12 protein-coding genes are annotated in these 11,261 nt (G+C 61.8%); 4 read left to right on the top strand and 8 right to left on the bottom strand.

What is annotated here, in order from left to right:
- Nucleotides 1–89: 89 nt before the first annotated feature.
- Both H3221_RS14195 and H3221_RS14190 read left to right on the top strand, forming a co-directional pair.
- The gene (locus H3221_RS14195) at nucleotides 90–434 is read left to right on the top strand and encodes a ribonuclease E inhibitor RraB (RefSeq protein ID WP_017679242.1); all 345 of its coding nucleotides are present in this window, start codon (nucleotides 90–92) and stop codon (nucleotides 432–434) included.
- A gap of 122 nt (nucleotides 435–556) precedes the next feature.
- Entirely contained in the window at nucleotides 557–1,264 is a 708-nt protein-coding gene (locus H3221_RS14190) for a type 1 glutamine amidotransferase (protein WP_196475067.1), read from the top strand.
- A 40-nt stretch (nucleotides 1,265–1,304) separates the two neighbouring features.
- Here H3221_RS14190 and H3221_RS14185 read toward each other — a convergent pair whose 3' ends face one another.
- From H3221_RS14185 to acnA, 8 genes are all read right to left on the bottom strand, one after another.
- Nucleotides 1,305–1,841: a DinB family protein gene (locus tag H3221_RS14185; RefSeq protein WP_196475066.1), complete on the bottom strand. Its 537-nt coding sequence runs from the start codon at nucleotides 1,839–1,841 to the stop codon at nucleotides 1,305–1,307.
- Nucleotides 1,842–1,863: 22 nt separating this feature from the next.
- A complete protein-coding gene (locus H3221_RS14180) occupies nucleotides 1,864–2,427 on the bottom strand; it encodes a GNAT family N-acetyltransferase (protein WP_196475065.1) in 564 nt (187 codons plus the stop codon).
- Nucleotides 2,428–3,036: 609 nt separating this feature from the next.
- Nucleotides 3,037–3,399 (bottom strand): VOC family protein, encoded by a 363-nt coding sequence (locus H3221_RS14175; RefSeq protein WP_196475064.1) that lies wholly within the window; start codon nucleotides 3,397–3,399, stop codon nucleotides 3,037–3,039.
- Nucleotides 3,400–3,431: 32 nt separating this feature from the next.
- Nucleotides 3,432–3,668 (bottom strand): helix-hairpin-helix domain-containing protein, encoded by a 237-nt coding sequence (locus H3221_RS14170; RefSeq protein WP_196475063.1) that lies wholly within the window; start codon nucleotides 3,666–3,668, stop codon nucleotides 3,432–3,434.
- Between the two features lie 91 nt (nucleotides 3,669–3,759).
- Nucleotides 3,760–4,326, bottom strand: a complete 567-nt coding sequence (locus tag H3221_RS14165) for a hypothetical protein (protein ID WP_196475062.1) — start codon at nucleotides 4,324–4,326, stop codon at nucleotides 3,760–3,762.
- A 90-nt stretch (nucleotides 4,327–4,416) separates the two neighbouring features.
- Complete coding sequence (locus H3221_RS14160) at nucleotides 4,417–4,686, bottom strand: hypothetical protein (protein WP_196475061.1); 270 nt, start codon at nucleotides 4,684–4,686, stop codon at nucleotides 4,417–4,419.
- A gap of 270 nt (nucleotides 4,687–4,956) precedes the next feature.
- Nucleotides 4,957–6,522: a methyl-accepting chemotaxis protein gene (locus tag H3221_RS14155; protein WP_196475060.1), complete on the bottom strand. Its 1,566-nt coding sequence runs from the start codon at nucleotides 6,520–6,522 to the stop codon at nucleotides 4,957–4,959.
- Between the two features lie 177 nt (nucleotides 6,523–6,699).
- On the bottom strand, nucleotides 6,700–9,441 hold the full coding sequence (gene acnA, locus H3221_RS14150) for an aconitate hydratase AcnA (RefSeq protein WP_196475059.1): 2,742 nt from the start codon (nucleotides 9,439–9,441) through the stop codon (nucleotides 6,700–6,702).
- A gap of 269 nt (nucleotides 9,442–9,710) precedes the next feature.
- Between acnA and rlmM the strand changes: the two genes are divergently transcribed.
- Both rlmM and tusA read left to right on the top strand, forming a co-directional pair.
- Nucleotides 9,711–10,766 (top strand): 23S rRNA (cytidine(2498)-2'-O)-methyltransferase RlmM, encoded by a 1,056-nt coding sequence (gene rlmM / locus H3221_RS14145; protein WP_196475058.1) that lies wholly within the window; start codon nucleotides 9,711–9,713, stop codon nucleotides 10,764–10,766.
- A 233-nt stretch (nucleotides 10,767–10,999) separates the two neighbouring features.
- Nucleotides 11,000–11,251: a sulfurtransferase TusA gene (tusA, locus tag H3221_RS14140; protein WP_003460892.1), complete on the top strand. Its 252-nt coding sequence runs from the start codon at nucleotides 11,000–11,002 to the stop codon at nucleotides 11,249–11,251.
- Nucleotides 11,252–11,261 lie beyond the last annotated feature (10 nt).

The raw sequence follows: 11,261 nt of genomic DNA, 5'->3' as shown, positions 1-11,261 counted from the left end.
AGGTTTCCACTAGGAGTCGCGACACCGTCCGCAGGACGGTCGCATTGGGAAAGCGGTTAATCCATCCATAGCCTGAGAGGGGGTCGTTTATGAGCACAGCCTTCCACGAAGACTCCAGCACGTCGGTGCTGCGTCGGATGAAAGAAGGGGGATTCGACTTCGCCCAGTTTCACCCGATCGAGTTCTACGCCATCTTTCCCGACGAAGAACGGGCCAGAACGGCGGCCAGAAACTTTCGCGGCGAGTCGCTCAATGCTCAGATATCCGCCCGCGAGGACGGCATCTGGCACCTGCAAATCAGCAAAGTGATGTATGCCACCCATGCCGGTATCGGCGAGTTCGAACATGACCTGGAGTCCATCGTCGTCCCGCTGGGCGGCAAGATGGATGGCTGGGGTGTTACCCAGGAGGTGAAAGCGTCAGCCATGCGTTAAAGGTGAATGCAGCGGTATTCCCCACCACAGACCATCGGCCGGCTGTCCGGCCGATGGTTTCAATTCCCAGCCCACCTCGACTTGCCAATCCTTCTCGCGCAGACTGCGCGGCGGAGGTAGCTATGGCCGATGTTCTGATCCTGACTCATATCGATTATTGCCCGCCAGCCCACTTGGCGCAGGTGCTGCAGGCGCGTGGCTGCAGTTTCGACGTGCTGCGCGTCGACCTGGGTGAATTGCGCGGCTACGACCTGGAGCGGCCCAAGGCGGTCGCCGTGATGGGCGGGCCGATGAGCGTCAACGACCCGCTACCGTGGATCGCCGACGAAGTGGCCGCGTTGCAGCGCCTTCTCGCGCGCGACATTCCCATCATCGGTCACTGCCTGGGCGGCCAACTGCTGGCCAAGGCACTGGGCGCGAGCATCCGCCGTATGGCCTACACCGAGGCGGGTTGGCAGCGTATGCAGCGCCGCCCGGAGGCAGTCGATAGCCCCTGGCTGGCGCATGTGCCCGCAGCGTTCAGTATTTTTCAGTGGCATGGCGACACCTTCGCACTGCCTGACGGCGCCCAGCCGCTGCTGAGCAGCCGCTGGTGCGACAACCAGGCCTTTGCCTGGGGTGACAAGGTGCTGGCGTTGCAAGGGCATCCGGAAATGACTGATGGGTTGATCGAGCTCTGGCTCGACGACTGGGCGCATCTGCTCGATGCCAGCCAGCCCAGCCAGCAGAGCATCGCCGAGATGCGCGACGACCTGAGTGAGAAGGTCAGGGCACTGAACCAGGTTGCCGAAGGTTTCTACGCACACTGGCTGGAACTGGCTGGCCTTTGAGCCTGGAGAGGGCGAGGTGCCATCGGCACTTGGCCGCAGCTTAAAGCTCGTCAGGGATCAACGCCAGCAGATCGGTCACCCCAACATCCACACCGGCCTGGGCCAGCAGCGTCGTGGCCTGTCCGCGGTGATGCGTCTGGTGGTTGAACAGGTGCATCAACAGGGCGAAGAAGTGCTTTTGAGCGGCCACACCCTTCATGTTGCGGTAGCTCAGCAGTTGATCCAACTGCTCTTCGCCCATCTCGGCGGCCAGGGCTTCGATGCAACTGTCCAGTTGCATGCGTAGCGCAGCCAGTTCGCGGATATCTGCCGCCATCGGCTGATCCAGGCGCGTCGGCTTTTCCAGCTCTGCGAGCGCCTGCAATGCCCGGAAGTTGGCCGGGTGCGCGGTGTAGCGCCCCAGCCAGATACGGTCAGCCACCAGCAGGTGATTCAGCGTGCCGAGGATCGAGCCGAAGAACGCGCCACGCTCGGCACTCAGCGCTTCGTCGGGCAGGGTGGAAGCCGCCGCGTAGAGCCGTTCATTCATCCAGCTGTTGTAGCGCGCCATCAGGCGGATATGGTCGATTCTCTGCATGGATTCACCTGTTGCTCACGGTTTACCGGTGATGATGGCGGCTGCGCCAATCGTCTCTCAGTAGCCCAAAGAGTGCCGAGTCCGAGACCTGTCCGTCGATGATCCAGCGCTGGCGTAGCAATCCTTCCTGGCTGAAACCCAAACGTTCAAGCGCGCGGCCGGAGGCAGTATTGCTCGGGTCGATCTCGGCTTCGACGCGATTGAGCTCCAGGGTTTCGAACCCATGGCGCAGTAGCTCACCGGCCGCTTCCTGGACGTAACCCTTGCCCCAGGCAGAGGATGCAATGCCAAAACCGATCTCCGCACGACGCGACTCCGGCTGATAGTTGAACAGCAGGCATTTGCCTATCAGCTCGGCGCTTTCCCTGTCGACGATAGCCAGGGTCAGGCGTTGGCCATCGTGCATGGCCTGTTGTTCGGCGCGGATGAAGTCCTGCGCCACGGCCTCGCTGGTCCAGGGTGGGGTGTTCCAGTACTGCATGACCTGTGGGTCGGAAAAGATCGCGAACAGCGTTGCTGCGTCCGCTGCTTGCAGAGGACGCAGCAGGAGACGATTGGTTGTCAGTGTCACGGAAAGATCAGGCATGGTTTTCCTCATGTTCAGAAGCGCTCGTCAGCAATGGCTGGCATCAAACATCGCATCAGGGCAACGACATCGTTCAGTGGGGTCAGCCGGCCGCGCTCATGTCGAGCCGCTGGTTCGACCGTCGTTTGCAGGCCGTAGTGAGTCGTGATTTGGATCAGTTGCAGGCAGGTGATGGCCAAGCCCCTCGCGCAGGTTCTCGGCAATACCCGTGAAGGCAGGTGTGCTGGCACCGCAAGACACCTCAGGATGACCGCCTTGTAGTGATGCCGAGCTGGGACCGGTCAGGATCAAGTGCGGCCTGGCGACGCCGGGCAGGGGCGACAGCAGGCCTTTGAGCCGCAGCAAGGTCGCACCGGTCACCATGATTCATATCCTGTACCTCCTTGATTCATGACGGAATCTTCCATGGCTCGGGCGAGCGCGACACTCGACCGAGCGGGTAAGGATCGGGACGTTAGCGGGACAGCGTGTCACGGGTCAAACGATGGTCTGCTGGCGCACGGCTTGAAACGTTACAGACTGTCTCTGCAACGGCTTGCGCGCGCGGTAGAGGAAGATGGACTCCCGCGCGTGCGGGAGCGGCGGCGGGCCACTGAGGGGCGTAGCCGACTACTGACCGCTCGGCTCCGACCATACGGCAAACTCGTTGCCGCCCGGCTCGACGAAGTGAAAGCGCCTTCCACCGGGGAAGGCAAAGATCGGTTTGACGATTTCCCCACCGGCGGTTTCGACCTTGGTCAGGGTGTCTTCCAGCTGTGCGCTGTAGAACACGATCAGCGCGCTGCCGTTATCGCTGCGCGCGGACATCTCGGCGCTGAAGAAACCGCCATCCAGGCCTTCGTCGGCGAAGGCCGCGTAATCGGGGCCGTAGTCCGTGAATCGCCAGCCGAAAGCGGCCTGAAAGAAGGCCTTGGTGGCCGGTAGATCGCGGCTGGGGTATTCGACGTAATTGATCTTCTCGTGAGCAGGCATGCCGGGTTCCTTGGCAGTGAGAGAACGGTGGATTACTGACGTGATCTGGCCAGATCGATGGCCGCCTGGATAGCTGCGCGTGCTTGCGGGCTGTTCTTCCAGCAGGTCGAGCCCAACTGACCGGCTACCGCCGTGACGATATCGCCGACGCTGGCTTCGGCCAGTTCCTGAAGCGAGTTGATGCCGATTTGTTCAAGTCGCTGCACGACGGTAGGGCCTACGCCTTTAACGTTCAGAAGGGCTTGGTGTTCATCGGTTGGGAAGGGCATTGGGTTGGGAACCGAATAATGAGTCGGGGAGATAAGCGGAACACTATCCACCCGAAGAGCTATTAGTTTTGTGGCAGAGAGGGGTGAAAAGTCAGATTCCCGTCCCGATCTTGTTGCCGAGCTTTATATCCAGCTCATACAGAATACGGTCGGCTTCCTCGAACGGTAATTTTGGACTGGCTAGCTTGTGTAAGGCGTCGAGGTAATCGAAGTAGATGTCGCAGGAGATGCTCAGGTACCGCTTATTAAGCTTCTGAGGCTTGCTAGGATATTTGGCTTTGCCAGGATGGATGATTCGATAGACGCGATCATCGATTATCTGAAACACCGATGGATTCAAGAACCTGAGGATCGTTGAAGCCATTGGCAATGCGATCCCCGGGGTCGTTAACAGCTTTTGCAGGAGTTCTTCGGCTTGCCGGTGTTCTTTAGCTTTAAGTGTTCCGGCGCCCTTGAGTTCGTCCAGAAGATCGCTCTGGATGTTCGGAAAACGATTGAGCTTCCACAGAACAATTTCGTAGAAAGTTTTGAGGTCAAGATATTCTGGTTTGAGCGTATCAAGCTTCATAGTTAGCTCGCTTTGGTAGTTGTACTCCTCCAGCAATGCCCTGGGATTGTCACCCCAGATATGTTTGTACTTGGAGATTAGTTCAGTCATCCGGCGTTCCTCATAAGGTCTGACGAGCACGCAATGGGGAAAGCGCTGTGCTTATTCTCCCGCAACTGCGTCCGTGAGCTAAGCGAAGCATCATGCTGTCGTCATCGACCAGACCTGAAACCCGACAGAACAGAGTAGTCCGAGCACGACCAGGGCTCTGTCCCCAACGCTCTTGGCAGAGCGTGCGGACAGTGCTGCGAGAAAGATGCCTACCGATGCGCCGGTATTCGCGATGGCGAAGCTTCTTTCATAGTTGCTGAACCAGAATGCCGCCGCGCAGAGGATGAGTGCGGCCAGTAGCAGCACGAGTATCGAGTTGAAAAAAGCGAGCGCGTAGTTTTTGTCTTCGCTGCTATCCATGCGAGATGAAGTCCTTGTAACGGGTACGTCTGGCGGAGGGGCAAGCCGCCAGCAGGAGCGATGAGGATTAGCTTGCCCATCTGTGATTGTCTTAGTCTGAACGAACAGAACCGTGACAGGTTATACACCAGACCATGCAACTGCTGGCAAGTGGTAACCAGGAGAACAGCTTCGATTTAGAGGGGCTATGGCGGTATACGCGATTGTTTGCAGAACTGACTGCCGTGCTGTGGAGGAAAGGCGCAGCGGTGAACCGCCGCGCCTTTCGTTTCAGCGGTTGAAGCGTTCGACCAGGGCGTATTGGCCCTGTGCGGTATTGGTCAGGGCTTCGCTGAGTTTGGCGGTGCTTTGTGCTTCGCCTGCGGTCTGATCGGCCAGTTGGGCGATGGTGGTGATGTTCTGGTTGATCTCGTCGGCAACGGCGCTTTGTTCCTCCGCTGCCGCGGCGATCTGGTTGGCCATATCGGCGATATTGGCCACCGAGTCGCTGATGCCGGACAGCGCCTGATCGGCCTGCAGCACGCGCTCGACGCCTTCATCGGCCTGCTTGCGGCCGATTTCCATGGTCAGCACGGCTTCTTCGGCGGTGCGCTGCAGTTTGGCGATCAGGGCGTGGATCTGTTCGGTGGACTCGGCGGTGCGCTGGGCCAGCGAGCGCACCTCGTCGGCCACTACGGCGAAGCCTCGGCCCATTTCTCCGGCGCGGGCGGCTTCGATGGCGGCGTTGAGGGCGAGCAGGTTGGTCTGGTCGGCGATGCCTTTGATCACGTCGACCACGCCGCCGATTTCGCTGCTGTCCTGGGCCAGGCGGGTCACGGTCTCGCCGGTATCGCCCACCGATTGCGACAGGCGCTGGATGGCTTCGCGGGTTTCTGCGGCGATGGTGCGGCCCTCGCTGGTCAGGCGGTTGGCTTCCTGGGTGGCGATGGCGGTGCGGGCGACGTTGCTGGCGACCTCCAGGGTGGTGGCGGCCATTTCGTTGACGGCGGTGGCGACCTGCTCGGTCTCGCTGCGCTGGCGCTCGAGGCCGGCCGAACTGTTATGCGCCAGCTTGTCGGCTTCACGCGCTTGCAGGGTCAGTTGTTCGGCGGTGTCCTGCAGGCGGGTGAGACAGGTTTTCAGGCGTGCTTCCTGGCTGAGCATGGCCATTTCCAGGCGTGCTTCGGCGCCGCGGCTGTCGGTGTACATCTGTGCGATCAGCGGGTCGGAGGTGGTTTGCTCGGCCAGTTTCAGCAGGCGTTTGACGCCGCGCATCTGCCAGGCGATGCCGGCCAGACCCAGCGGCACGGAAAGCACGGCGGCGAGGATGAAGCCCCAGTTGCTGCCCATCCAGTGGCCGATCATGAAGCCGATCTGGCTGACCAGGATGAAGGGCATCCACGCCTGGACGATAGGTAACCACTGGTTGCTGGCCGGAACAGCCGACTTGCCGGCGTTGATGCGGGCGTACAGCGTTTCGGCGCGGCGAACTTGCTCGGCGGTCGGTTTGACGCGGACGGATTCGTAGCCGACGACCTGGTTGTTTTCGGTCACGGGCGTGACATAGGCGTTGACCCAGTAGTGGTCACCGGTCTTGCTGCGGTTCTTGACGATGCCCATCCACGGGCGGCCCTTCTTCAGGGTCGTCCACATGTGCTCGAACACGGCAGACGGTACATCCGGATGACGCACGATATTGTGCGGTGCACGCAGCAGTTCTTCGCGGGTAAAGCCGCTGATGTCGACGAAGGCGTCGTTGCAGTAGGTGATTTGCCCTTTGAGATCGGTGGTGGATATCAGGCGCTGTTGCGCAGGGAAGGTGCGCTCACGCTGAGTGACCGGCTGGTTGTTACGCATGGCAGGTATCCGTCGTTGTAATGCCCTGTCATCGGCCGACAAACGGCGAAGTTGAGGGCGAATCCGTTTTTTGGCGAGTGTAAACGCTTTATGACTGGCGTCACATTTTTGTGACGGCATGAGCCGTCCGTGGCCCGACGGTGAGGCCCTGCCGCATGGCGCGGCAGGGCAGGTGCATCAGTTGGCGATCATCTGGCGCAGGACGTAGTGCAGGATGCCGCCCGCCTTGAAGTACTCGACCTCGTTGAGGGTGTCGATGCGGCATAGCACTTCGACTTTCTCGTGCGTGCCGTCGTCGCGGGTGATGATCAGCGTCAGTGGCATCTGTGGGCGCAGTTCCACGCCTTCCAGACCTTCGATGGCCAGCACTTCCTTGCCAGTCAGTTTCAGGCTGGTGCGGTCGACACCGGGTTTGAACTGCAGCGGCAGCACGCCCATGCCCACCAGGTTGGAGCGGTGGATGCGCTCGAAGCTTTCGGCGATCACCGCCTTGACCCCCAGCAGGTTGGTGCCCTTGGCCGCCCAGTCGCGGCTGGAGCCAGTGCCGTATTCCTTGCCGGCGATGATCAGCAACGGTGTGCCTTCGGCCTGGTAGCGCATGGCTGCGTCGTAGATCGCCAGCTTCTCGCCGCTCGGCACGTGCAGGGTGTTGCCGCCTTCTTCGCCACCGAGCATTTCGTTGCGGATGCGAATGTTGGCGAAGGTGCCGCGCATCATCACTTCATGGTTGCCGCGGCGCGAACCGTAGGAGTTGAAGTCGGCCTGGGCCACGCCGTTGTCGCGCAGATAGCGCCCGGCCGGGCTGTCGGCCTTGATATTGCCGGCTGGGGAGATGTGGTCGGTGGTCACCGAGTCGCCGAGCAGGGCCAGGATGCGCGCCTGGCGGATATCGGTGATGCGTGGCGGATCACCAGCGATGTCCTCGAAGAACGGCGGGTGCTGGATATAGGTGGAGTCGCCCTGCCAGGCATAGGTATCGGCTTTGGGCACGGCGATGGCCTGCCATTTTTCGTCGCCGGCGAAGACTTCGGCGTATTCCTTGCGGAACATGGCAGTGTCGACTTTGGCGATGGCCTGGGTGATCTCGGCCTGGGTTGGCCAGATGTCCTTGAGGTAAACCGGCTGACCATCCTTGCCAGTGCCGAGGGCGTCGTTCGTCAGGTCGAGGCGCACGCTGCCGGCCAGCGCGTAGGCGACTACCAGGGGCGGTGAGGCCAGCCAGTTGGTTTTCACCAGCGGGTGCACGCGGCCCTCGAAGTTGCGGTTACCGGACAGCACCGAGGCGACGGTCAGGTCGGCCTGGGTGATGGCTTTTTCGATGGGCTCGCGCAACGGTCCTGAATTGCCGATGCAGGTGGTGCAGCCGTAGCCCACCAGGTCAAAGCCGAGCTTCTCCAGATAGGGCGTCAGGCCAGCGGCATTGAAGTACTCGGTGACCACCTTGGAGCCGGGGGCGAGCGAGCTCTTCACCCAGGGTTTGCGTTGCAGGCCTTTTTCCACCGCTTTCTTGGCCAGCAGGCCGGCGGCCATCATCACGCTGGGGTTGGAGGTGTTGGTGCAGGAGGTGATGGCGGCGATCACCACGGCGCCGTCTTTCAGGCGATGAGTATGGCCGTCGTCCTCGTAGTCGATTTCGCCGCTCTGTTTGTCGCCGCCGACGGCCGTACCGCCGCCGCCTTCGTTGAGCATGCGGCCGTCTTCCTTGGCAGTCGGCTTGAGCTGCAGGCCGACGAAGTCGTCGAAGGCCTGGCTGACCTGGCTCAGCGAGACACGATCCTGAGGACGCTTGGGTCCGGCCAGGCTGGCTTCGACGCTGCCCATGTCCAGGCTCAGGCTGTCGGTGAACAGCGGCTCGGCGCCTGGTTCACGCCACAGCCCCTGGGCCTTGCTGTAGGCCTCGACCAGTTGCACGGTGGCGTCCGGGCGGCCGGACAGGCGCAGGTAACCGAGGGTGATGTCGTCCACCGGGAAGAAACCGCAGGTGGCGCCGTACTCCGGGGCCATGTTGGCGATGGTGGCGCGGTCGGCCAGGGGAAGGTCGGCCAGGCCGTCGCCGTAGAATTCGACGAATTTGCCCACCACGCCTTTCTTGCGCAGCATCTGGGTGACGGTGAGCACCAGGTCGGTGGCGGTGATGCCTTCTTTCAGCTTGCCGCTGAGCTTGAAGCCGATCACTTCGGGAATCAGCATCGACACCGGCTGGCCGAGCATGGCCGCTTCCGCCTCGATGCCGCCGACGCCCCAGCCGAGTACGCCGAGGCCGTTGATCATGGTGGTGTGCGAGTCAGTGCCGACCAGGGTGTCCGGGTAGGCGAGGGTGATACCGTCTTCCTCCTTGGTCCACACGGTGCGCGCCAGGTATTCGAGGTTGACCTGGTGGCAGATGCCGGTGCCCGGCGGCACCACGCTGAAGTTGTCGAAGGCATGCTGGCCCCAGCGCAGGAACGCGTAGCGCTCGCCGTTGCGCTGCATTTCCAGTTCGACGTTGTCGTGGAAGGCACTGGAGGAAGCGTAGCGGTCGACCATCACCGAGTGGTCGATGACCAGATCCACTGGCGACAGCGGGTTGATCCGCTGCGGGTCGCCGCCGGCCTTGGCCATGGCATCGCGCATGGCGGCCAGGTCGACCACCGCCGGTACGCCGGTAAAGTCCTGCATCAGCACGCGCGCCGGGCGGTACTGGATCTCGCGATCGGAGGCGCGCTTGTCGAGCCAGTCGACCATGGCCTGCAGGTCTTCGGGCATCACCGTCTTGCCGTCTTCGTTGCGCAGCAGGTTTTCCAGCAGCACCTTGAGCGACATGGGCAGGCGGTCGATATTGCCGAGGCGCTGGGCGGCTTCGGGCAGGCTGAAGTAGTGGTAGGTGGCGTCGCCGATCTTCAGTTCGCGGCGGCAGTTCAGGCTATCGAGGGAGGGCATTGCACATCTCCTTGGGCCCGCATGGTCCGGGCTGTGTCTGATGGCGGCAGACCTTCAAGCTAGTTCGGCTTGGGCGGTCTGGCTAGCGCATATCCTTTATGGGTTGCCATGCGCTGCCTGTTTATCGGATCACCGGGCTTCATTGTGGCGCATTCGCCAGCGGTCTGGTTGCCGATCCGTATCTGTGGGCAGCACATGTATAGCTGGACAGGTTTAACGGCTCGGGGTTCCTGTCTCGGGTATCATGCGCGCCTTGAGGAGACCCTTTGATGAATACCCTGTTTCTGCATTGCCGCCCCGGTTTCGAGGGGGAGGTCTGCGCCGAGATCACCGATCTCGCTGCGCGTCTGGATGTGCCGGGCTACTCCAAGACCAAGCCTGGCAGCGCGTGCGCTGAGTTCGTCTGTAGTGAGACCGATGGCGGCGAGCGCCTGATGCGCAGTGTGCGCTTCAACAGCCTGATATTCCCGCGGCAATGGGCGCGCGGTGGTTTCGTCATGTTGCCGGAGAGCGATCGCATCAGCGTGTTGCTCGAGGCTCTGGCCGATTATCCGGTGTGCGGCAGCCTGTGGCTGGAAGTGGTGGATACCAACGACGGCAAGGAGCTCTCGACCTTCTGCAAGAAGTTCGAGGCGCCGCTGCGCAAGGCGCTGCTCAAGGCCGGCAAGCTGGTGGACGACGCGAAGAAGCCGCGCCTGCTGCTGACCTTCAAGAGCGGCCGCGAGGTGTTCGCCGGCATCGCCGAGGCGGACAACCAGGCGATGTGGCCGATGGGCATTCCGCGTCTGAAGTTTCCGCGCGAGGCGCCGAGCCGTTCCACGCTCAAGCTGGAGGAAGCCTGGCACCATTTCATTCCGCGCGAGCAGTGGGATCAGCGCCTGGCGCCGGGCATGACCGCCGTGGACCTGGGCGCCGCACCGGGCGGCTGGACCTGGCAGTTGGTCAATCGGGAGATCCGCGTTACCGCCGTGGACAACGGGCCGATGGCCGAAAGCCTGATGTACTCCGGTTTCGTCGTACACCAGCGCGCCGATGGTTTCACCTTCCGACCGCGTCATCCGGTGCACTGGATGGTCTGCGATATCGTCGAGAAACCGGCGCGCACGGCGGCGATGATCGAAACCTGGTTGGGCGAGGGGCTGTGCCGCGAGGCGGTGGTCAACCTCAAGCTGCCGATGAAGCAGCGTTACGCCGAAGTGCGGCGTCTGCTCGACCGCATCGAGTCGGGGCTGGCGGAGCGCGGCTTGAAGGTCAGCATCGGCTGCAAGCAGCTCTATCACGACCGCGAAGAAGTGACCTGCCACCTGCGTCGGCATGGCAAGTGATGATCTGCGCGCAGCAGGCCGTTGAAAAACGTAGGCGACGACTGCATGGATGCAGGAGGTAGAGCGAAGCAGGAAGCCCGAGCCGACGACTGCATGGATGCAGGAGGTAGAGCGACGCAGGAGGCCAAAGCCGAGGTAGTTTTTCAACAGCCTGCCAGGTCTCAGGACCGTGCGCGCAGGTGACCTGAAGGTCAGCTTTGCGCGACAATGCGCGCCTGTATGTGGAGCCCCTTATGTCCGAAGCCCTGACCCTCAATCACGATGACCTGCTCGATGCCAGCGGCCTGAATTGCCCGGAGCCGGTGATGATGTTGCACAACAAGGTGCGCGACCTGTCGCCGGGCGGTTTGCTCAAGGTGATTGCCACCGATCCGTCGACCCGTCGTGACATTCCCAAGTTCTGCGTGTTCCTCGGTCACGAACTGCTCGGCCAGGCCGAGGAAGACGGCACCTACCTGTACTGGATTCGCAAGAAGGCCGATTAGGCAGCGCATG

This window comes from Pseudomonas chaetocerotis, from assembly GCF_015712105.2.
Classification (GTDB): Bacteria; Pseudomonadota; Gammaproteobacteria; order Pseudomonadales; family Pseudomonadaceae; genus Aquipseudomonas; species Aquipseudomonas chaetocerotis.
This window is presented reverse-complemented; position numbering and strand designations above follow the sequence as displayed.